Source organism: Corynebacterium sp. NML180780 (assembly GCF_007786415.1).
GTDB classification, from domain to species: Bacteria; Actinomycetota; Actinomycetes; order Mycobacteriales; family Mycobacteriaceae; genus Corynebacterium; species Corynebacterium gottingense.
In genome coordinates, this window is record NZ_VNKN01000004.1 from 125180 (window position 1) to 145618 (window position 20439).

Consider the following 20439-nt stretch of genomic DNA (forward strand, 5'->3'; position numbering starts at 1 on the left):
GGAAGCACGCTGCCCGGCCCCGGCATGACGCTGGGGTGCGGGCAGCGTGGCGTCGATAAGCACATGCGAGCGTCTAGACTAGAGACGCTTACGCGAAGAAGGAGATGATGACATGGCTGAAAACCCGCGCGCACAGCGCCTTGCCAAGCAGATTCACGCGATCGTGGCGTCTGCGATTGAGCGAGAGGTCAAAGATCGGCGTCTGGAGCTGGTCACCATCACCGACGTTCGCGTTACCGGTGACCTGCACGACGCGACTGTGTACTACACAGTGCGTGGTCGCGACATCGACGAGGAGCCGGACTTCGACGCGGCGGCGGAGGCACTCCACCGCGCCCGCGGCCAGCTGCGCAAGAAGGTCGGCGACCAGCTCGCTGTGCGCTTCACGCCGACGCTCGCGTTCGAGCTCGACACCGTGCCGGAGGCCTCCGCGCGCATGGAGGAGCTGTTGAACCGGGCGCGCGCCCGCGACGCGGAGACCGCGCGTCTGCGCGCCAACGCGACTCCGGCCGGAGACGGTAACCCGTACAAGACCAGCGGCGACGCAGAGTCCGGTCAGTAATGGGCGGACTGTTCGCGGACACCCCGGCAGTCGGGGAGCAGCTGGCGCAGGTCGCCGAGGTGCTGCGCGGCGCGGAGCGCATCTCCGTCGTGGCGCACATCAAGCCGGATGCCGACGCAGTCGGCTCCGCGTGCGGCCTGGCGGCGGGGCTGCGCAAGCTGGGCAAGGACGCCCGTGTCTACATCGGGCAGACCTATCCGCACCCGGGCAACCTGCGAACTGTGCCTGGTGTGGACGACATCACCTACGGGTCGCACCTGCCCGCAGACGGCCTCATCGTCACCGTGGACTGCGCGTCCGTGGACCGCACCGGCCTGCTGCGCGAGCAGATCGACGCCGAGCGCGACCGGGTCGTGGTGATCGACCACCACGAGACCAACCCGGGTTTCGGTGCCCACAACCTCATCGCAGATGCTGAGTCCACCACGACCATTATCCGCGAGCTGTTCACGCACCTTGGCGTGGAGCTGGATTCTGAGATCGCGTACTGCCTGTACGCCGGGCTGGTCACCGACACGGGCAGCTTCCGCTGGGGGACACCGCGAATGCACACGCTTGCCGCCGAGCTCATGGAATACGGCCTGGACACCCGGCAACTCACCATGGACTTAATCGATAAAGCGAGCCCCCGCGACCTGCAGATCATGGGCGGAGTGCTGGCGGACCTGCAGAACTTCCGCCAGGAGGGACTCGTTGTCAGCGTGTTCACCATCCCGGCGGAGGCGCTGGCTCGCATGAGCCAGACCACGGTGGAAACCATCATTGATTACGCCCGCGTGCTGGAAGGCTCCGACGTGGGTATGGTGCTCAAGCAGAACGGCCCGAAGCACTGGGCGGTGTCGCTGCGCTCGACTGTGATCGACGTATCCAAGCTGGCCCAGGCCCTTGGGGGCGGCGGGCACATCCCGGCCGCGGGGTACACGGCGTACGGATCGCAGGACATGGTTGTGCGGGACCTGATCGCTGCGCTGCCTACGCGCGAAGAGCGCGCTGCCTCCCAACACGAGCCAGCAGCCCAAAACTTCCCGAACGCTAACCGATAAGGAGAGTGCACGCTGCCGTGATGGCGCAACGCAACGACGCGACGGTCACCCCTGGCAAGATTCTCGCCCTGGCCCTGCCGGCACTGGGTGTGCTGGCGGCCAACCCCCTCTACCTGCTGCTGGACACCGCCGTGGTCGGTCGGCTGGGCACCGCGGAGCTGGCGGCCCTCGCCGCAGGCACCACGATCCAGTCCACGGTGACCACCCAGCTCACGTTCTTGTCCTACGGTACGACCGCGCGCAGCTCCCGCCTGTTCGGCGCGGGGAAGCGCGAGGCCGCCGTGGCGGAAGGCGTGCAGGCCACGTGGGTGGCGCTCGGCGTCGGCTTCGCGCTCGCCACCATCATCTGGTTGTTCGCGCAGCCGATCGCGCTGGCCCTGACTAACGACGCGGCCACGGCCCAGGAGTCCGCGCGGTGGATGCATGTCTCCGCGTTTGCCATCCCGCTTACGCTCATCATCATGGCGGGCAACGGCTGGATGCGCGGTGTGCAAAACACGCGGCTTCCGTTCCTTCTCACACTGTGCGGACTCATTCCGGGCGCGATCGCGCTGCCCATCTTGGTGGGAAAGTTCGGCCTGATCGGCTCCGCGATGGCCAACCTGCTGGGCATGGGGATCACGGCCGCGCTTTTCCTCACCATGCTGCTCCGCGAGCACGCCGGCAGCTGGGGGCCGCGCTGGCGCGTGATGCGTGAGCAGCTCGTCTTGGGGCGCGACCTGATCCTGCGCTCCCTGTCCTTCCAGATCTCGTTTCTCGCCGCGGCGGCGGTGGCCGGCCGGTTTGGCGTCGCGACGCTTGCCGCGCACCAGATCCTCCTGCAGCTGTGGAACTTCCTCACGCTCGTCCTCGACTCGATGGCCATCGCCGCGCAAACGCTCACCGGGGCTTCGCTGGGCAAGGGTCGCGTCGCCGAGGCTCGCTCCGTCGGCGCGCAGGCCACCAGGTTCTCCGTCGGCTTCGGCGTGGTCTTGGCGTTGGTCTTCACGCTTTTCGACGCCCCCCTGCAGTCCATCTTCACCCAGGACCCAGCCGTCCACGACGCCCTCACCATCCCGTGGTGGTTGCTCATCGCCATGATTGTCACCGGCGGCGTCGTCTTCGCCCTGGACGGGGTGCTGCTCGGGGCCGGCGACGCGGCGTACCTTCGCAACATCACCATCGCCTCCGTACTCGGCGCCTTCCTCCCGCTCACGCTGCTGTCGGTGGCGTTCGGGTGGGGCTTGGTCGGCATCTGGGCTGGACACCTCGCCTCGGTGCTGCTGCGCCTGGTCGGCGTGGTCATCCGTTTCCGGGGCGACGAATGGGCACAGACAGGAGCAGAGCGCAAGACCCGAAAGGCGAGCGCATGACCACCACCCTCTGGGCAGTGAGCGACCTCCACGCAGCGGTGAAGCGGAACGGGCCGAAGATCGCCCAGATCCAGCCCGCGGACCCGTCGGACTGGCTGATTGTGGCCGGAGACGTGGCGGAACGCCACGAGTTGATCGTGCAGGTGATGGCGGAGATGGCCGGAAGGTTCGACACGGTGATCTGGGTGCCGGGCAACCACGAGCTGTTCGCCCGCAGCGCGGACCGCTACCGCGGCCGCGATAAGTACACCGCACTGGTGCAGTCCATGCGAGAGCTGGGTGTGGTCACCCCAGAGGACCAGTTCCCCGTCTTCGGTGGCGTTACCGTCGCCCCGTTGTTCACGCTGTACGACTACTCATTCCGTGGCCCCGGAATGACGGTCGAGGAGGCCATCGAGGCGGCGAAGGAAAAGAACATCGTGATGACGGACCAGTACGCCATCGCCCCGTTTGTGGACGTGCGCGCGTGGTGCTGGGATCGTCTTGCGTACACCACGAAGCGGCTCTCACGAATCAGCGGGCCCACCATCATGGTGAACCACTGGCCGCTGGTGCAGGAGCCGACGCTGCGGATGCAGTGGTCCGAGATTGCGCTGTGGTGCGGGACGAGGCACACGCGATCTTGGCCAAAGCGCTACAACGCCCGCGCAGTGGTGTACGGGCACCTGCACATGCCCGGCGTCGTGGAGGTGGACGGCGTGGACCACATCGAGGTCTCGCTCGGGTACCCGCGCGAGTGGCAGCGCCACCCTGCAGGGGTGCAGTTCCCGTACCCGGTCATGGAACTGGGGGCCTAGATGCAGAACCTGGCACTGTTTCCCCCCGAGGCCCGGTTTGTGTACCTGCGTACGAATGAGCGCAGAGACCTGACCCACTACGAGGATCTCCACCCCAGTGAACAAGAGCTTGTCAGCCGCGCCGTGGACAAGCGCAAGGGCGAGTTCGGCGACGCGCGCTGGTGCGCCCACGAGGCGCTCAAGGAGCTGGGCTGCAGCGACGCGGGCGTGATTCTGCGCGGCGAGCGCGGGATGCCGCTGTGGCCGCACGGCTACACCGGGTCGCTCACGCATACAACCGGCTTTCGCGCGGCGGTGGCGGCACCGACACGGCACGTACGGTCCATGGGACTCGACGTCGAGCCCGCGGTCCCGCTGCCGAGCGAGGTGGTGCCCCGCATCGCCAGGCCCACCGAGCGGGCGATGCTGCGCGAGCTGGAGGAAGAAGGCTTCGAGTGGGCCAGCAAGCTCCTCTTCTGCGCCAAAGAGGCGACGTACAAGTGCTGGTTTCCCATGACGCGCCGCTGGCTCGGATTCGAGGACGCCGACATCGTGTTGCGCACCGACGGCACGTTTTCGTCCTACATCCTGGCCCGCCCCACCCCGGCGCCGCTGTTTGAGGGGCGCTGGGTGGTCGGCGACGGCTACATCATCGCCTCCGTCTTCGTGGAGTAGGCGATTTAGCCCAGGGTTGCCGGGCGAGCCACGAACTCCGTGGACAGGCGCTTGCCCTTCTCCTTGACCAGGGCCACGACGCGCCCGTCCGGCCCCTGGGCGGCGTGCACGCCCTGCAGTCCGCGCGGTTCGAGCCATTTCCCCAGCGCGAGTGCCTGGTACTCGTCGTCGCTGACCGGGAGCACCGGCCAGGCGCGAGTGAGCGCCTCGTCCAGGGTGAGCGAAAGAGCGGGGGAGTCTTGGAGGACGGGGAGCGGCGTGGCGTCGGCAAGCGAAAATGCGCCAACGCTGGTGCGGCGGAGTTGCGTGAGGTGACCGCCGACGCCGAGCGCGGCGCCCAGGTCGCGGGCGAGAGCGCGGATGTAGGTGCCGGAGGAGCAGTGGACGGTCACGGTGACGTCGATAAGCGAGCCCTGCCTGCTGACCTCGTGGGTGTCGAAGGCGAAGATGGTGACTGGGCGGGCGGGGATGTCCACGTCTTTGCCCTCGCGGACCAGCTCGTGCGCGCGCTTGCCGTTGATTTTGATGGCGGAGACCGCGGTGGGTTTTTGCATGATGTCGCCGGTCAGGGCAGTGATCTCGGCGGCAATCTGCCCGTCGGTGATGGCTGCTGCGTCATGCTCCGCAGTGAGCTCGCCCTCCGCGTCATCGGTGGTGGTGGACTGGCCGAGCCTGATGGTGGCCTCGTAGCGCTTGTCGTGCGCGACGAGGTGGGCGAGCAGCTTGGTGCCGCGCTCGATCCCGGCGACAAGCACGCCGGTGGCCATCGGGTCGAGCGTGCCGGCGTGCCCCACCTTGCGGGTGGAAAATGCGCGGCGCAGCTTCGCTACAACATCGTGGCTTGTCATGCCCGCGGGCTTGTCTACCACGACGATTCCAGAGGTTGCGAGGGGATCGGTCATGGTTTTCCAGTATGCCGTACGCTATTGCGCGTGGATATTTTGCACGGGCTTGGAAGCGTCCCAGCACATCTGAAGGCGGACGGCGGTTGCGTGGTCACCATCGGCGTGTTCGACGGCGTGCACCGCGGGCACCAGCTGCTCATCAGCACCGCCGTGGACAGGGCGCGCGAGCGTGGCGTGCCGTGCGTGGTGATGACGTTCGACCCGCACCCGGTGAGTATTTTCGCCCCCGATCGTGCCCCCGTCGCCTTGCTTCCCATTGAGGAGCGTGCCCGGCAGATCGCGGAGCTCGGCGTGGACTACCTCCTGGTCATCGACTTCCGCGAGGAGCTGGCAGGCGACAGTCCTGAGCACTACGTCACCGAAGTGCTGCAGGGGCGGCTCGGCGCCCTCGAGGTGGTCGTGGGCGAAAACTTCACCTTTGGCAAGGACGCCGCCGGCACCGCGCAGACGATGGCGCAGCTGGGCGAGCGCCACGGCCTCGAGGTGACCATCGTGCAGTTGCTCAACGACGGCGACGTGCGCATCTGCTCGACCGCCATCCGCGACGAGCTCACGGCCGGGAATATCGGCTTGGCCACGGACTACATGGGCCGGCCGTTCTCGGTGATCTCCGTCATCGAGCGCGGCGCGGGCCGGGGTGGGCGCGAGCTGGGGTACCCCACGGCGAATCAGTACGTCGAGGAGATGTCGGCGCTGCCCGGGGATGGTGTCTACGCCGGTTGGGTCACCATCATTGATGACGCCCCCATTGACGGCGACATCGAGCCCGGGGTGCGCTACCCGGCGGCGATCTCGGTGGGCACGAACCCGACCTTTGGTGATACCCGCCGCAGCGTCGAGTCCTACATTCTGGATCGCGACGCCGATCTGTACGGACGGATGGCGTGCGTGGAGTTTGTGGACAAGGTCCGCGACATGGTGAAGTTCAACTCGGTGGACGAGCTGCTGGAGAATATGGCCCGCGACGTCGCCCGTACCCGGGAGATCCTCGCCGCGGAGTAGGGGCGCGCTATTGTCGGGGCACGACAGTCTTCCCAGCGAAAGGACCCAACCATGGCACGCAAGCTCATCCTGGACGTGGACACCGGCATCGACGATGCGCTGGCGATTGCGTACGCACTCGGCTCCGAGGACCTGGACCTCATCGGCGTGACGGGGACCTACGGCAATGTGCTGGTCCCCACCGGAACGAGGAATTCGCTTGCCATCCTGGAGCTGTTCGGCCGCACCGACATCCCGGTCTACGCGGGGCCGGACCACGCGCGCGCCCGCGATTCCTTCGAGGTCATGGAGATCTCCGAGTTCATCCATGGCAAGAACGGTATCGGCGAGGCCCAGATTCCGGACGCCTCGCGTGCGGTGGAGGAGCAGTCCGCCGTGGAGTTCATGGTGGAGTCTGTGCGCCAGTACGGCGACGAGCTGGTGATTGTGCCTGTGGGTCCTCTCACCACGGTGGCCGCGGCGATGGAGGCAGACCCGACGTTTGCGGACAACGCGCACATCGTGATCATGGGTGGAGCGCTCACCGTGCCCGGCAACGTGACGCAATGGTCCGAGGCCAACATTAACCAGGACCCCGAGGCCGCTGACCTGGTGTTCCGCAACGCGAAGGACGTTACGATGGTTGGGCTGGACGTGACGCTGCAAACGCTGCTGACATCCAAGGAGACCGCGGAGTGGAAGGCACTGGGCACGACCGGCGGCGACTTCCTGGCCACCGCGACGGACTACTACATCAAGGCTTATGAGACCACCGCGCCGTACCTGGGCGGTTGTGGACTCCACGATCCGCTCGCCGTGGCGGTGGCGGCGGACCCGACCCTGGTGGAGACGTTGGACATCAACTTGAAGACGGACACGCAGGGCGAGACGCGGGGGCGCACGATTGGCGACGAAGCCCGGCTCAACGACGCGGCGAAGACCGGGCACGTGGCGGTGGGCGTGGACGTCGAGCGCTTCCTCGCCGAGTTCATGCGCCGGCTGACCGGGCTTGCGCAGCGGACCCCGGGGAGTGACGCGGCCGCCAGGTAGCGCGATTTGGGGAGGGCGGTAGCGCTCCGGTAGTATGATCCGCTGGCCCTGTCACCGGAGCGTTCCGGGGCACAGACTGTGGTTCGCAGCAGTCTTGCAGGGCACAAGAACACTGAAGAATGCGGACTGAAATATAAGGAGTATACTCATGGCACTGTCCACTGAGAAGAAGGCCGAAATCCTCAAGGAGTACGGCGTCCACGAGACCGACACCGGTTCCCCGGAGGCGCAGGTTGCGCTGCTGACCGAGCGCATCAACAACCTGACCGAGCACCTGAAGGATCACAAGCACGATCACCACTCCCGCCGTGGTCTGCTGCTGCTGGTCGGCCGTCGCCGCAGTCTGCTGAAGTACCTGCGCGAGAACAACGTTGAGCGCTACCGCGACCTCATCGCTCGCCTGGGCCTGCGCCGCTAAGCGCAGCTGAGAGCCCGCCCGGTGTTACCGGGCGGAGATGCACGAACCCGCCGCTTTCGAACCGGGACGCTGTCCGCCGACACGTTCCCGGGACGAGGCGGCGGGTTTTGTGCGCGGTGGGGAGGTGCAGAGAAGCATGCCTTGCACGGTCGAGCTGGTATGATGTTTGCCGTTGTAGATGAACGCATACGAACCGGCGGCACCGATGACCGCCACGACGAGACTCGAGGAGAGAGATCTTTTGAGCACCTTTACGCCCAAGAACTCGTACGACATTCACGTGGACGAGGAGTTCGGGATTACTGAGGCGGTTGCCACACTGGACAATGGCGACTTTGGCTCCCGCACCATTCGTTTTGAGACCGGTCAGCTCGCCCGCCAGGCGGACGGGTCGGTGACCACCTACCTGGACGATGACACGATGATGCTGGCCACCACCACCGCGTCGAACCAGCCGCGCGAGGGCTTCGACTTCTTCCCCCTGACGGTCGACGTGGAGGAGCGCATGTACGCCGCCGGCCGTATCCCGGGCTCGTTCTTCCGCCGCGAGGGCCGCCCGACCACGCAGGCGATTCTGGCTTGCCGCCTGATCGACCGCCCGTTGCGCCCGACGTTTGCCAAGGGGCTTCGCAACGAAGTGCAGTGCGTGATCACTGTCATGTCCATGGCACCTGACGAGTACTACGACGTGGTGGCCATCAACGGCGCCTCCGCGGCAACGCAGCTGTCCGGACTGCCGGTCTCCGGTGCCGTCGGCGGTGTGCGCATGGCGCTGATTGCGGATGATAAGCACCCGGAGGGACAGTGGGTCGCCTTCCCCAACGCTGCGCAGCACGAGCGCGCGTTGTTTGAGATGGTCGTGGCAGGCCGCATGGTGGAGCGCAAGCGCGGTAAGAAGACCGAGGAAGACGTTGCCATCATGATGGTGGAGGCCGGCGCTGGCGTGAACGTCGTGCAGCTGGTCAAGGACGGCTACCCGGCGCCCAAGGAGTCCACGGTTGCTGAGGGCCTCGAGGCTGCGAAGCCGTACATTCAGACGCTGGCGAAGGCGCAGGCCGACCTGGCTCAGGAAGTGGGCAAGGAGACCAAGGAGTTCCCGCTCTTCCCGCCGTACACCGACAAGGTTTACGAGCAGGTGGAGAAGAAGGCCGCGAAGAAGCTGGCCAAGATCATGACCATCAAGTCCAAGGCCGAGCGCGAGGACGCCTCCAACGAGTACATGGAGGAGATCGAGGAGGCGCTCCTGGACAAGTTTGACGTGGACGACGATGACGCCGAGGTCACCGCCATGTCCAAGGAGATCCGCGCCGCGTACAACGCAGTGCAGAAGAAGATCGTGCGCGAGAAGATCCTCACCGAGGGCTTCCGTATCGACGGCCGCGGGGTCACCGACATCCGCGACCTCGAGGTGGAGGTCGAGCTGGTACCGCGCGCTCACGGCTCCGCGCTGTTCGAGCGCGGCGAGACCCAGATCCTCGGCGTGACCACGCTGGACATGCTGAAGATGGAGCAGCATATCGACTCGCTGCACCCGGAGGATACGAAGCGCTACATCCACCACTACAACTTCCCGCCGTACTCCACGGGCGAAACGGGCCGCGTCGGCTCCCCGAAGCGCCGCGAGATCGGCCACGGTGCGCTGGCAGAGCGCGCGCTGCTGCCGGTCATTCCGTCCAAGGATGACTTCCCGTACACGATCCGCCAGGTCTCCGAGGCGCTGGGCTCCAACGGCTCGACGTCGATGGGCTCCGTGTGCGCGTCGACCCTGTCGCTGTACAACGCGGGCGTGCCGCTGGCGGCGCCGGTGGCAGGCATCGCCATGGGCCTGGTGTCCGGCGAGGTTGACGGCGAGACCGAGTACGTCACCCTGACGGACATCCTGGGTGCAGAAGACGCGTTCGGCGACATGGACTTCAAGGTCGCCGGCACCAGCGAGTTCATCACCGCCCTGCAGCTGGACACCAAGCTGGACGGCATCCCGTCTGACGTCCTCGCCGGCGCGCTGGAGCAGGCCTACGAGGCCCGCGAGACCATCCTGGACACCATGTCCGAGGTCATCGAGGGCCCCGACGAGATGAACCCGCTCGCTCCGAAGATCACGACGGTGACCGTCCCGGTGAAGAAGATCGGCGAGGTCATTGGGCCGAAGGGCAAGACGATCAACTCCATCACGGAGGAAACCGGCGCGGAGATCACCATCGAGGACGACGGCACCATCTACGTGTCTGCGACCGAGGGCTCGGCTGCCGACGCCGCGATTGAGAAGATCAACGCGATTGCGAACCCGCAGATGCCGAAGGTGGGCGAGCGCTACCTGGGCACCGTGGTGAAGACGGTTGCCTTCGGCGCTTTCGTGTCCATCCTGCCGGGCACCGACGGCCTGATCCACATCTCCAACCTGGGTGGCAACACCCGCATTGAGAATGTTGAAGACGTGATCAACGTCGGCGACAAGGTTGAGGTGGAGATCCGCGACATTGACAACCGCGGCAAGATCTCCCTGGTCCCCGTCGAGGAGTAGGTCGAACCCGCGACGGCAAACGCCTCCCTGAACCGGCTGCGCGCTGGTGGGGAGGCGTTGTTGCGTCGGTAAGCAAATGCGAACGCTAGGGGAGGAACCGTAGCTTCTTGCCCAGGTTGAGCGCTGTGGTGAGCAGCGTGCCGTAGTAGCGGCGGGGGAGCTGCGCGGGGCCGCGCATTGGCATGATTCGCTGCTGGGAGATGTTCTTCGGTTCCGTGTACTTGGTCAGACCCTCGGGGCCGTGGCGGCGGGCGAGGCCGGATTCTTTCACACCGCCGAGCGGGGTGGAGATGGAGGCCCAGGTGGAGGCGTAACCGTCGTTGATGGTCACGCTGCCGGACTCGATGCGTTGGGCGAGGGCCCACGCCGTCTTCGGCGCGCCGAAGACGGAGGCGTTCAGGCCGTAGGAGGTTGCGTTGGCCAGCTCGACGGCCTCGTCCATGTCGCGCACGCGCTGGACGTAGACGACCGGGCCGAAGACTTCCTGGGTGGCCAGGTCGGTGCCCTCGCCGAGGCCGGTGAGGATGGTTGGTTCGAAGTGTAAGGGACCGATGTCCGGGCGCGCCTTGCCACCGGTCACTACGGTTGCGCCTTTGGCCAACGCATCGTCCACGAATGCTTGCACGCGGTCGAGCTGGGCCTGGTTGATGAGCGAGCCCATCTCGTAATCCCAGTTCAGTCCCTTGCCCAGGGTGATGGACTCCGCGGCGCGCCGGAATGCGGCGATGAAGCGGTCGAAGAGCGCGTCGGGCACGTAGATGCGCTCGATGGACACGCAGAGCTGGCCGGAGTTGGAGAAACAGGCGGTGGCGATCGTGTCAATATGCTTATCGACGTCAGCGTCCGGGGCTATCAGCATCGGATTCTTGCCCCCGAGCTCTGCCGAGAACCCGACGAGCCGCTCGCCGACCGTCCTGCCCAGCAGCTTGCCGGTCTTGGTGGAGCCGGTGAACATGAGGTAGTCGCACTGCGCGGCGATCGCGCCGCCGACCTCCTCGCCGGAACCGGTGACGATCTGGAAGAGGTCGCGCGGCAGGCCCGCCTGGATGAGCAGGTGGAGCGAGATGAGGTTGGAGAACGGGGTCTGCCAGTCCGGCTTTGCCACGACGCCATTGCCGGCGATCAAGGCGGCCACCGCGTCGGAGACGCCGAGCGCGAGCGGGTAGTTCCACGGGCTGATCTGGCCGACGACGCCTTTGGGCACGCGCTGCTCGGCCGTCTTGGTGATGAAGGGGAACGCGCCCGCCCGGCTCGAAATGGTTAGCAGCCGCTCCGCCGTGTTGGCGTAGTAGCGGGCGTTGTTCATGACGTCGAGGACTTCGTCGAACGCGGCGGTGCGGTCCTTGCCGGTTTCAAGCTGGACGATGTCCGCGAGCAGCTCCCGCTCGCGGTACACCAGGTCGTGGAAGCGCTCGAGCACAGCGACCCGGTCTGCGATGTCGCGCGCGGCCCACTCCCGTTGGGCGGTGCGGGCGCGGCGGAACGCCTCATCGACGTCCGCGGCGGTGCCGGCCCCGACCCAGCCGATGGGCTGGTCGACGAAGGGGGACGTGACATCTTGGCGCTCGCTGGCGTCGAGCGAGCCCGTCGCGCGGTTGGTGGTCAAGTTGAGCAGCATTTCCAGGAAATGTTCCGGGAGCGGCTGTTCCTTCAAACGATGAATTGGCATGAAGTTTGCGCTCACTCCTGGTTAGAACGGGCAGCCGGCTGCGCGGCGGGCGGCGACGGCGTCGGCATCGTCGTCAAGCGTGCTGCGCTGCTTGCGTGCGGACACGGTGATGCCGTCTGCGGCCTTGAGCTCTGCTTCCGGGTCCTCGTCGCCGTTGCCCTGGTATGGGCGGATGTTCTTCGGCTCCTTGTACTCGCCGGAAATCATGCCGTGCTTGATCATCTGGGACCGGCCCGGCTCCATGTAGCGCTTGTCCTCCGGGAGGATGTCAAAGACCTTCTTCACCAGCTTGGCAATGCGGTCGAAGCGCTTTTGATCCTTTGCGGACCAGTCGAGCTCGAGGATGGCGCGCTCCTTGGCGGGGATGGTGCCGTAGGTGAGCCAGATGACGCTGCGCATGATCGGCTTCCAAATGACTTTCCACACCTTCGGGGAGACGCCTTCCGGCGGGGCGATCATCTCGTCGCGGGCGGTGCGCAGAGCGAAGTCGACGGTTTCGTTGCGCTCGAGGACGGTGTCGGCCATCTCGTCCATGTACGCCACGAGGTCGTCGTAGTTGTCGATGACCGGGCGCTCAGACATGCCGTAGTGGTCCCACCAGGTCACGCCCTCGCGAACGATCTGGTCCTTCTCCTCGTGGGTGAAGGGGGTGCCGAAGAGCTCCTGGGCGTAGATGACGCGGTAGACAAACGTAGCGTGCGCCCACCAGAAGGTTTCGGGGTTCATGGAGTGGTAGCGCTCGCCGTTGCGCAGGGTGCCCTTGATGGTGGTGTGGTAGTCGCGGATCTGCTTGCCCAGGTCGCCGTCGTCATAGATGGACATGATGATCTGCGGGGTGGAGCGCTCCAGACGAGCGAACGGCTCGTCGAAAAACTTGGAGTGGTCCAGCAGCGACTGGCCGATGGCTGGGTGCATGTTCTGCATGACGCCGGTGTACCCGCGCAGGAGCTGGATGCGCTGGTCAGAACCCCACTTCCACAGGAGCGAGTCCGGGCCGAGTGGGGAGCGGCGGAGCTCGCGCTTACCGCCCTTGGAGGAGTTGGCGGAAACTGGCGTGGACATCAGTTGCCTCATTTCATGTGCTTGTAGACATCTCGGTTGATATGTGAACGGTAGCACAGCAGCGCGGTTGGCCGGGTGGGGGTCACATCATTTTCCGGCCCTAAGGATTTGGCCGTATCGAGGCGCCGGCTGAAACGTGGGCGTTCTGCGGGCGTTCTGTGGCTGCGACGGCGAGGATCTGGTGTGGGCGCCTACCTCATGTGCGGGTAGTGGTTCGCAGTGTGACTGTGGGGTTGTCCGGTATTTTTCACTTTGGATATATGTGGCGGACGTCATGAGATTCGGTTTGGTCTGGGCCACCGTGGCTGTGCTAATGTGTGGCAAATCATACACTAGCGTGTCGTTTTGATGGATGTCTCAGGCTCAACCTCAGCACTTCCCCGCATCACCCGAGGGTGCATTGGTCAAAACGGTTGCACAACGATGAAAGGTTGCCCCCATGGGGAAATTCAACTGGAAGAAGACCGCGGTCGCGCTGACCACCGGTCTCTTGGCGTTCGGGGCCACTGGCGTCGCTGTCGCGCAGGGAGGCCTGACCGCAAACCTGGCGCTATCGGGCACCTTCTTCAAGGTTAGTATGACGCACCTGGACGGCGAGGACTTCTCGCTGTTTGTGGATAGTGAGCCGATGAAGGAAGATGACACCATTCCGGTCGCCCGCCTGAAGTTTGGCCACGCGTACGCTTCCAACCTGTGCCTTTCTGCCACGCTGCCGGATCTCCCGATGGTCGGCGAGGGTACGCTCGCGCTTCGCGCCAACGGCGACAACAGCGTCGAGGTCCGCAACCTCGTCGTGGGTGCCAACGACATTAAGGGCGCACTCCAGCTCACCGACGCAAGCGTGGGCATCGACGCCCAGCAGGTTAACGCGCAGGCCGCGCCTGGAACCTGGGGCCTGCACTCCAACAAAGTCTCGCTCAGTGCCGACGACATCACCACTACGTCCATCGGTGCCGAGTACCTCTCCGCGTCCGGCGTTGGTGTGACCGTGGTGAAGGGGAGTGACAATGCCTGCGGCCTCAAGTAGCGACGAGGAGCACATGCTTATCGACGACCACGACACCGCCACCCACGACACACCGGGCCTGGCACACCGCTTCAACCAGTGGCGGAAGAACCGCCCGTTCATTCCGGGCCTGCTCATGATGATTTCCGGATTCGTCATCGCGGCACCGGCATACATCACGTTTGAGGTCTCCGACATCCTGGTGATGATCTCCACCGTCTCCGGCGTGTCCACCTTGCTCATCGGCGTGCTGATGTTCATGTTTGGCCTCGGATGCTGGTTGCAGCCTGCCACCGCGGTGTACTTGGGCGTGCTGGCCATCATCGTGTCGGTGATCTCCCTGCCGACCTCGAACCTCGGCGGCTTCGTTGTGGGCGCGCTGTTTGGCATTGTCGGCGGCGCCCTTGCGCTGGGCTGGGAGCCGGGCGAGAAGAGTGCGAAGAAGCGCAAGGGGAAGCACGCGAAACGTGCGTCGGTTGCCGACGCACCGGAGCAGTCGGAGGACTTCGATCCGTTCGCTGAGGACGCCTTCGATGAGGCTGATCCCGAGACATCCGAGACCGAGCAACGCGGGGGAAGCTCGAAGTGGAGTGGAGGTTCCACGCTGAACTCGGTCGTGGCCGTCGCTGCTACGAGCGCAGTCCTCGCACTACTGCTCAGCGACACTGGGGTCGTGTCTGCGCAGGAACCGGCGGCCCCCGCAGCGCCGCAGCTCCCGCAGGTGGAGCTTCCAAAGCTTCCGGCCCCGGAACTCCAGTTGCCGGAGATTCCGGAGTTGCCAGCGCCGTCGGTCCCCGACGTTCCCGGTCTGCCGGCGCCGGCGCAGCCCGCACCGGAGAGTTCGGCCCCTGCGGCCCCGGCGGCTCCGGGGGTGGGCGAGGGGGCGTCGATAGGTACGAGCGCAATTCCCTCGGGGCTGGCCCCGGCTGCGGCGCCGAGTATTGTGACTGCGGACAAAGTCACGCTGACCGGTAATGTGCACGCGACGCTCGACTACGTCAACGTGGGAGGACAGCAGCAACGAGCGCTGGTGCTGAGCGGCGATCGGCTGGTTGGGCACAACCTGGGTCTTAAGATTCCCGGCATGGGCGGCGGGAACCTGACCACGGGAAATGTTGATACGACCGTAGCGAATGGGCCGGTGAAAGTCGTGGCTACAGGCTTGACTGCGACGCCCGCTGTGCGTGATCTCCCGACCATCCCCGTGACGGTCGATCTCAGCGGTGACATCAACTCGGTCCTCGATCAGCTCGGTGTACCCGATAAGCGCCCCGTTCCCAATGTAGAAGTGCCCGACATGTTGATGAATGAGATCTCGCTGAACAACGTGACCATGCAAATGGTGACGCTCTACGGCCAAGGGTTTAACGCGCCGTTGGTTCGCCTGACAGTTCCGTAGATTGGGCGAGCAGAGAGTTTTAACTGGGCTCTGAATTTTCCGCCTGTGCGGAACTTTTTGGGGCCCAGCTATTCCGCCCGTGCGGAATTTTTGATCGCACGGAGTACACGAGGTTGGGAAGACCGGGCCCAGCTTTTCCGCGTGTGTGGAGTTTTTGGCGGCCCGGTTTTTCCGCGTGTGCGGAATTTTTGATCGCACGGAGTACACGAGGTCGGGAGGACCAGGGACGGACTTTCCGCCTGTGCGGAATTTTTTGGGGCCGGCTTTTCCGCGTGTGCGGATTATTTGAGGCCAAGCTTTCCGCCTGTGCGGAATTCTTGATCGCACGGAGTGCACGAGGACGGGAGGTTTGGGGACGGTTTTCCGCCTGTGCGGAACTTTTTGGAGCCGAGCTTTCCGCCCGTGCGGAATTTCGTCCGTACGTTGAGCCACAACACGGACACACAACGAGAAAGCTCGCCTCCGGGCGCAGTGCATAAAGAAGGCGCCAGGTCTCGGGAAGAAACCTGGCGCACTCTCGTCGCGGTGGCAGCCGTTAGTAGTGGAAGCCGCCCTCGGCTTCGGCTTTCTCGTACGCGCGGGATGCGATCGGTACCATGCGCGCCTTGCGCGGGAGGACTGAGAATACAGCGCGTGTGCCCGTAGAAAGCAGCTTGAGGCGACGGGCATCTTTCTTGGTCCACTCCCAGCCGAGCTTGTCACGAAGCTTGTCGGGGATCATGCCGATAGCCACCCAGAGGAGGAGCTTGGAGGCGAAGGGGGCAACCGGCTTCCACGCCCATTTCGGCACCGACGGGTCCGGTGTGTCGAGCGTCAGACCATTGATGATGCGGGAGCGCTCGATCGTCTCACTGGGGCCGAGCTCGTCGATCATGCGGTCCATGAATTCGACATACTCGTCGTACGTCTTCGGTGCGCTTTCGGGTTCGGCGACACCGTAGAAGCTGTACCAGGTGCGACACTCCTGGAAGAGCTGATCCTTCTCCGCCTTGGTCATATCCGGCATGAAGTTGCCGGCAAGCTGGTACGGCATCGCGGCAAACGTCGCGTGTGCCCAGTAGTAGACCTCCGGGTTCAGCGAGTGGTAACGCGAGCCATCCGGATGGGTGCCCTTAATGTCCTTGTGGAAGTCGCGGATCATTGAGCCAACCTCGGGCCCTTCGTACACTGCGCGGATGATTGGGAATGCGGAGCGAACTAGGCGCGCGACCTCGTTATCAAACACGTTGGATTGCTGGACCAGGGAACGGCTGATGTCCCGGTGCGCGATCTGCAGCACGCCTGCGGCCAGGGCGACGAATGCGGAGCGCCAGTCGCCAAAACGATCCCAAAGGATGGAATCCGGGCCGAGCTCGGGCAGGCCGGGTTGCGGCTCGGCGACGTGGCCCTGAGCCGCTTCCTGCGCTGCGTTGAGCCCCGCGTCGGCAGCGGACTCGTTCTTCGTCGACGGGTGGACGGTAGTCATGGTGTCTCCTTCGGGCTTGATTAGTGTGCCGCTGCGGTGGCTCGGGCGGTTCGGCGGGCGTCGTCGGCATAGTGAGAGGCGCGCTTGAACTGATGGACGGTCGCATCGAACTCGGATAGCTTCGAGCGAATGCCGCGGACGGCGCCGGGTTGCACGAGCCACTTGTCGCGCTTGACGGTCAGCGCACCGGGCCCGCGGATTTCTAGCTGTCGGGCGTAGCGGCGGGCGTAATCGCCGCGCGCTTCGAGCACGGCCAAGGGGTGTCGCTTGAGGCTGGAATCGGTGGGGTAGGGGCCGTCGACAAACAGCGCGTTCGGCAGACCGACAACTTCCACGCCGTGGTGCAGGTAGAGGTCATCGACCGAGATGTTTGGGCGGCCGGGGACTGCGATCCACGGCGATGCCTCGCCGGTGGCGCGGACGAGAATGTCAAAGCGCTCAGTGTGCTCGCCGCCTTGTGCATCGATGAACGTCACCTCCCACTGGCCTTCGCCTTCATCAAACACAGCACCGGTGACCGTGGTGTGCGGGCGGAATTCCGCGCCGCCCGCCTGCACTGCCGCGGCGAGGTGGCGCGCGGCGGCAGCAGCAGAACCGTCCACCTTGGTCACCTTGAGGTACGGCGTGCGGTAGTGGAGACGCTTGGACACAGGTTCCGCATCGGGTGCCGCCAGGTGGCCGCCGATTGCTTCGCGCTTGTCAAAGAGGGTGGTGTCAAAGCCGGAGAATGCGCATTCTGCGGCAGCGGTAGCGCCAGCAGGGCCGGCGCCGATGACGGCCACTGTGGGGCGTCTGTAGGGATCAAACATTGTTGGGTGCCTTTCACAGCTGGCGATGTATGCGCCAACGAGAAGATCGATTCATGGAATTGTTCTAGATCATACAGAACGATACGGGGTAATAGCGCTCTCTCGCAAGAAAAAGTGTGTTGCAGATAACTCAGTCGACCTCCCCTTGCCCGACTACCAACAGTGCACATGCAAAAGCGGGCACCCGATGGAGGGGTGCCCGCGGATGAAGAGGGGTTGCGCCTACTTGGGAAAGTCGAGTACTACGTGCGTCGGGTTCTCAAACATCTGGAACGTGAAGTCGCGCTCGGAGTCCAGGCCCACGTAGAAGAGCGAATCGCCTTCGGTGCCACCAGAGTTGAATGCATCAAGAATGTTGCCCGCCGCCACGCCTAAACTGCCACGACCAACAAACTGGTGCCCTTCGGGTATGTCAACGACTGCCACCCGTCGCAGCAAAACCGGAAGGTACGCATTGCCCTTGACGGGTTCAATGTCTCCGGTGCCTTGCTGGTCCGGGGCATCTTGATAAGTCATAGCTTTCTCGACGACCTCCGGGTTCCCCGAAAACTCAAAGACCAGCCGGTCGAACCCCTCGTGCTCTGCGGCACGAACGTCACGGAGGAGGACCTCGGGCGTGCCCGGGTTCGAGTACCCACTTCCCGAAATGCCTCCGCTGACGGCGTGACCAGCGCTTTGGTCAGCGGCGCGAGCGCTATCTTGTCGCCGGGCCTGCCGGTTGTAGCCACCACACTCGCGCCGGGATCGTGGGTCTTCGCATCCGTGTCCTCCGTTACCTGTGTCGTCGACTGGGCGGTAACGGTCTCTGGGCCGCTGACACCCTCGTTGGCGCAACCGGCGAGCAGGATGGAAACCGCGGCAATGCTCGCAACGGTTCCGCAGGCCGAGCGTGTAGACAGGCGAATGACAGGAAACGATGGCGTAACTGCCAATGTATGCCTCCCGTGGCGCTCCCGCCCCGCTTATCGTGCAATATCGACCACGACGCGCGTCGGGTTCTCAAGCGTGTAGATCTTGTACCCGCGCTGGCCGTCCAGCCCGATAAAGAACTGGGAGTCGGCCTCAAAGATCGAACCCAGGTACACGTCCGCGATGTTGCCCGCCGCGACGCCCTTACTGCCCATCGCCGTGATCGGCGCGTCGGTGCGCATCATATCCCCGGCCGTACCCTGCACATTCACTTCGAGGTGCGCCGCGCCCGACACCTCCATCACGTTCCCAGAGGCCTGTTGCCGCGGCGTATCGACGTACCCCGCCACGTAGCTTGGCAAGCCCGTCCCCGCGTACTCAAAGACGACGCGGTCAATATCGCCGTGGGAGCCCGCGCGCACATCCTGCAGTTGTAGGTCAGCTGGCTGCGGCTGCGTGACCCGGACTTGCTCCGTGCTGAACTGCCCGCCATCGCTCGCCGCGGACAGCTTCTGCGCCGGAGTCTCAGCCCGAGTTTCAGGCTGCGTCTTAGGCACCGTGCTTACCGACGCCCCCACGTCCCCCTCCGGGCGTTCGCTGGAAGCAACCTCTGCCGCAGACGTCGGAGTGGCTGCGCTCGAGGGGGTGGGAGCCTCATCGGATGACTCCGGCGAGCAGGCGGTCAGCGCGAGAGTGCAGGCGAGGGCGGCGCTGGCGACTGCGGCGGCGTGGGAGACATGGGGCGCGTGGTGCTGACGTGACTGTTGCATGGTGCCAGTATATGGGGAAGGGGAGGGTGTGGGCGTCGAGAAGCGAAATGCTACGCGCCCTCGATGAGCTGGATGTAGTGGCCGTTTTGGTCGTCGAACACTGCGGCCTTGACCTCGTCTGTCGGTGGCGACGTCATCCGCGCTGAACTGGGTAAAGGGCAGGCCGTCGCGGTAGAACTCGAGCGCGCGCTGCTGGTCCTGAACACAGCGAGCAAGGACTGAAATACGCATACCCGCCAGTGTGCCCGGGCTTGGCCGCGCGGGCTAGAGTTGCGAGGGAACAATGCAAGCGGAAACGAGGAGGCCAGCATGGCGGACAAGGTGATCAAGGTCGGAGTGCTCGGAGCGAAGGGGCGCGTGGGTACCGCTGTGGTGGCCGGCGTGAACAAGGCCGAGGACCTGGAGCTGGTTGCAGAGGTCGGCAGCGGCGACTCGCTCGAGGTCCTTGCCGAGCGCGGCGCGGAGATCATCGTGGACTTCACCACGCCAGCGTCCGTGATGGATAACCTTGAGTACTGCATCAATCACGGCATCCACTGCGTGGTGGGCACGACCGGCTTTGATGACGCCCGGTACGAGCAGGTGCGCGCTTGGTGCGCCGACAACCCCGGGGTGGGCGTGCTCGTTGCGCCCAACTTTGCAATTTCCGCGGTGCTGACCATGGCGTTCGCTCGCCAGGCGGCCCGGTTCTTCGATTCGGCCGAGGTCGTCGAGCTGCACCACCCGAACAAACTCGACGCGCCCTCCGGCACTGCGCTGAAGACGGCGCAGGGCATTGCTGACGCCCGCCGCGACGCCGGTCTGGGCGCCATGCCGGACGCCACCGAGCAGCAGCTCGATGGTGCCCGCGGCGCCGACGTCGATGGTGTGAAGGTCCACGCGGTGCGCATGCAGGGTATGGTCGCGCACGAGGAAGTCATTTTCGGCACGACCGATCAGTCGCTGACCATCCGCCAGGACTCCTACGGGCGCGAATCCTTCGTGCCTGGCGTGCTTACCGGCGTGCGTGGCGTCGCAGACCGTCCCGGTCTGACCATCGGTCTGGACGACTACCTGGGGCTGTAGCG

General features: G+C 65.0%; 19 protein-coding genes. 12 read left to right on the top strand and 7 right to left on the bottom strand.

What is annotated here, in order from left to right; all coding sequences use genetic code 11:
* Window positions 1-112 precede the first annotated feature (112 nt).
* Genes rbfA through FPP74_RS03690 form a run of 5 tightly spaced genes read left to right on the top strand, consistent with a single transcriptional unit; the run spans window position 113 to window position 4408 of the window.
* Window positions 113-562 carry a 30S ribosome-binding factor RbfA gene (gene rbfA, locus FPP74_RS03670; RefSeq protein ID WP_095545868.1) on the top strand — a complete coding sequence of 150 codons (450 nt, stop codon included), beginning with the start codon at window positions 113-115 and terminating at the stop codon, window positions 560-562.
* On the top strand, window positions 562-1605 hold the full coding sequence (locus FPP74_RS03675; protein WP_095545867.1) for a bifunctional oligoribonuclease/PAP phosphatase NrnA: 1044 nt from the start codon (window positions 562-564) through the stop codon (window positions 1603-1605). The genes rbfA and FPP74_RS03675 overlap by 1 nt, the downstream gene beginning before the upstream one ends.
* A gap of 20 nt (window positions 1606-1625) precedes the next feature.
* The gene (locus FPP74_RS03680; RefSeq protein WP_095545866.1) at window positions 1626-2957 is read left to right on the top strand and encodes an MATE family efflux transporter; all 1332 of its coding nucleotides are present in this window, start codon (window positions 1626-1628) and stop codon (window positions 2955-2957) included.
* Window positions 2954-3754: a metallophosphoesterase gene (locus FPP74_RS03685; protein ID WP_095277369.1), complete on the top strand. Its 801-nt coding sequence runs from the start codon at window positions 2954-2956 to the stop codon at window positions 3752-3754. The genes FPP74_RS03680 and FPP74_RS03685 overlap by 4 nt, the downstream gene beginning before the upstream one ends.
* Window positions 3755-4408 carry a 4'-phosphopantetheinyl transferase gene (locus FPP74_RS03690; RefSeq protein ID WP_095545865.1) on the top strand — a complete coding sequence of 218 codons (654 nt, stop codon included), beginning with the start codon at window positions 3755-3757 and terminating at the stop codon, window positions 4406-4408. It begins immediately after the preceding gene.
* A 5-nt stretch (window positions 4409-4413) separates the two neighbouring features.
* On the opposite strand, the gene truB is transcribed toward FPP74_RS03690, so the two are convergent.
* Window positions 4414-5310, bottom strand: coding sequence for a tRNA pseudouridine(55) synthase TruB (truB, locus tag FPP74_RS03695; RefSeq protein ID WP_095545864.1), 897 nt, complete (start codon window positions 5308-5310; stop codon window positions 4414-4416).
* Between the two features lie 30 nt (window positions 5311-5340).
* Here truB and FPP74_RS03700 point away from each other — a divergent pair, with 30 nt between their 5' ends.
* From FPP74_RS03700 to FPP74_RS03715, 4 genes are all read left to right on the top strand, one after another.
* On the top strand, window positions 5341-6315 hold the full coding sequence (locus FPP74_RS03700) for a bifunctional riboflavin kinase/FAD synthetase (protein ID WP_095555241.1): 975 nt from the start codon (window positions 5341-5343) through the stop codon (window positions 6313-6315).
* A gap of 51 nt (window positions 6316-6366) precedes the next feature.
* The gene (locus FPP74_RS03705; RefSeq protein WP_144717180.1) at window positions 6367-7344 is read left to right on the top strand and encodes a nucleoside hydrolase; all 978 of its coding nucleotides are present in this window, start codon (window positions 6367-6369) and stop codon (window positions 7342-7344) included.
* Window positions 7345-7492: 148 nt separating this feature from the next.
* Complete coding sequence (gene rpsO, locus FPP74_RS03710) at window positions 7493-7762, top strand: 30S ribosomal protein S15 (RefSeq protein WP_095277357.1); 270 nt, start codon at window positions 7493-7495, stop codon at window positions 7760-7762.
* Between the two features lie 205 nt (window positions 7763-7967).
* Window positions 7968-10283, top strand: a complete 2316-nt coding sequence (locus tag FPP74_RS03715) for a polyribonucleotide nucleotidyltransferase (RefSeq protein ID WP_095536727.1) — start codon at window positions 7968-7970, stop codon at window positions 10281-10283.
* An 85-nt stretch (window positions 10284-10368) separates the two neighbouring features.
* Here FPP74_RS03715 and FPP74_RS03720 read toward each other — a convergent pair whose 3' ends face one another.
* Both FPP74_RS03720 and FPP74_RS03725 read right to left on the bottom strand, forming a co-directional pair.
* Entirely contained in the window at window positions 10369-11952 is a 1584-nt protein-coding gene (locus FPP74_RS03720) for a succinic semialdehyde dehydrogenase (protein ID WP_144717181.1), read from the bottom strand.
* A 21-nt stretch (window positions 11953-11973) separates the two neighbouring features.
* Window positions 11974-13014 carry an oxygenase MpaB family protein gene (locus FPP74_RS03725; RefSeq protein WP_244213378.1) on the bottom strand — a complete coding sequence of 347 codons (1041 nt, stop codon included), beginning with the start codon at window positions 13012-13014 and terminating at the stop codon, window positions 11974-11976.
* A gap of 439 nt (window positions 13015-13453) precedes the next feature.
* On the opposite strand from FPP74_RS03725, the gene FPP74_RS03730 reads away from it, so the two are divergent.
* A complete protein-coding gene (locus FPP74_RS03730; RefSeq protein ID WP_095277348.1) occupies window positions 13454-14041 on the top strand; it encodes a DUF6230 family protein in 588 nt (195 codons plus the stop codon).
* Complete coding sequence (locus tag FPP74_RS12175) at window positions 14022-15419, top strand: DUF6114 domain-containing protein (RefSeq protein ID WP_186439374.1); 1398 nt, start codon at window positions 14022-14024, stop codon at window positions 15417-15419. The genes FPP74_RS03730 and FPP74_RS12175 overlap by 20 nt, the downstream gene beginning before the upstream one ends.
* Window positions 15420-15954: 535 nt before the next feature.
* Here FPP74_RS12175 and FPP74_RS03740 read toward each other — a convergent pair.
* The 4 genes from FPP74_RS03740 to FPP74_RS03755 all read right to left on the bottom strand — a co-directional run bounded on the left by FPP74_RS03740 (window position 15955) and on the right by FPP74_RS03755 (window position 19372).
* Window positions 15955-16884: an oxygenase MpaB family protein gene (locus tag FPP74_RS03740; RefSeq protein ID WP_144717182.1), complete on the bottom strand. Its 930-nt coding sequence runs from the start codon at window positions 16882-16884 to the stop codon at window positions 15955-15957.
* Window positions 16885-16904: 20 nt separating this feature from the next.
* A complete protein-coding gene (locus tag FPP74_RS03745) occupies window positions 16905-17693 on the bottom strand; it encodes an NAD(P)-binding protein (protein ID WP_122085812.1) in 789 nt (262 codons plus the stop codon).
* Window positions 17694-17915: 222 nt separating this feature from the next.
* A complete protein-coding gene (locus FPP74_RS03750; RefSeq protein ID WP_144717183.1) occupies window positions 17916-18209 on the bottom strand; it encodes a hypothetical protein in 294 nt (97 codons plus the stop codon).
* Between the two features lie 446 nt (window positions 18210-18655).
* On the bottom strand, window positions 18656-19372 hold the full coding sequence (locus FPP74_RS03755) for a hypothetical protein (protein ID WP_144717184.1): 717 nt from the start codon (window positions 19370-19372) through the stop codon (window positions 18656-18658).
* A 309-nt stretch (window positions 19373-19681) separates the two neighbouring features.
* Between FPP74_RS03755 and dapB the strand changes: the two genes are divergently transcribed.
* Window positions 19682-20437, top strand: coding sequence for a 4-hydroxy-tetrahydrodipicolinate reductase (gene dapB, locus FPP74_RS03760; protein ID WP_095545855.1), 756 nt, complete (start codon window positions 19682-19684; stop codon window positions 20435-20437).
* The last annotated feature ends 2 nt before the right edge of the window (window positions 20438-20439 follow it).

Excerpts from the sequence above, each read along its gene's own strand:
- rbfA (WP_095545868.1), top strand. The coding sequence starts at position 113 with ATGGCTGAAAACCCGCGCGCACAGCGCCTTGCCAAGCAGATTCACGCG.
- FPP74_RS03675 (WP_095545867.1), top strand. The coding sequence starts at position 562 with ATGGGCGGACTGTTCGCGGACACCCCGGCAGTCGGGGAGCAGCTGGCG.
- FPP74_RS03680 (WP_095545866.1), top strand. The coding sequence starts at position 1,626 with ATGGCGCAACGCAACGACGCGACGGTCACCCCTGGCAAGATTCTCGCC.
- FPP74_RS03685 (WP_095277369.1), top strand. The coding sequence starts at position 2,954 with ATGACCACCACCCTCTGGGCAGTGAGCGACCTCCACGCAGCGGTGAAG.
- FPP74_RS03690 (WP_095545865.1), top strand. The coding sequence starts at position 3,755 with ATGCAGAACCTGGCACTGTTTCCCCCCGAGGCCCGGTTTGTGTACCTG.
- truB (WP_095545864.1), bottom strand. The coding sequence starts at position 5,310 with ATGACCGATCCCCTCGCAACCTCTGGAATCGTCGTGGTAGACAAGCCC.
- FPP74_RS03705 (WP_144717180.1), top strand. The coding sequence starts at position 6,367 with ATGGCACGCAAGCTCATCCTGGACGTGGACACCGGCATCGACGATGCG.
- rpsO (WP_095277357.1), top strand. The coding sequence starts at position 7,493 with ATGGCACTGTCCACTGAGAAGAAGGCCGAAATCCTCAAGGAGTACGGC.
- FPP74_RS03715 (WP_095536727.1), top strand. The coding sequence starts at position 7,968 with ATGACCGCCACGACGAGACTCGAGGAGAGAGATCTTTTGAGCACCTTT.
- FPP74_RS03720 (WP_144717181.1), bottom strand. The coding sequence starts at position 11,952 with ATGCCAATTCATCGTTTGAAGGAACAGCCGCTCCCGGAACATTTCCTG.
- FPP74_RS03725 (WP_244213378.1), bottom strand. The coding sequence starts at position 13,014 with ATGTCCACGCCAGTTTCCGCCAACTCCTCCAAGGGCGGTAAGCGCGAG.
- FPP74_RS03730 (WP_095277348.1), top strand. The coding sequence starts at position 13,454 with ATGGGGAAATTCAACTGGAAGAAGACCGCGGTCGCGCTGACCACCGGT.
- FPP74_RS12175 (WP_186439374.1), top strand. The coding sequence starts at position 14,022 with ATGCCTGCGGCCTCAAGTAGCGACGAGGAGCACATGCTTATCGACGAC.
- FPP74_RS03740 (WP_144717182.1), bottom strand. The coding sequence starts at position 16,884 with ATGACTACCGTCCACCCGTCGACGAAGAACGAGTCCGCTGCCGACGCG.
- FPP74_RS03745 (WP_122085812.1), bottom strand. The coding sequence starts at position 17,693 with ATGTTTGATCCCTACAGACGCCCCACAGTGGCCGTCATCGGCGCCGGC.
- FPP74_RS03750 (WP_144717183.1), bottom strand. The coding sequence starts at position 18,209 with ATGACTTATCAAGATGCCCCGGACCAGCAAGGCACCGGAGACATTGAA.
- FPP74_RS03755 (WP_144717184.1), bottom strand. The coding sequence starts at position 19,372 with ATGCAACAGTCACGTCAGCACCACGCGCCCCATGTCTCCCACGCCGCC.
- dapB (WP_095545855.1), top strand. The coding sequence starts at position 19,682 with ATGGCGGACAAGGTGATCAAGGTCGGAGTGCTCGGAGCGAAGGGGCGC.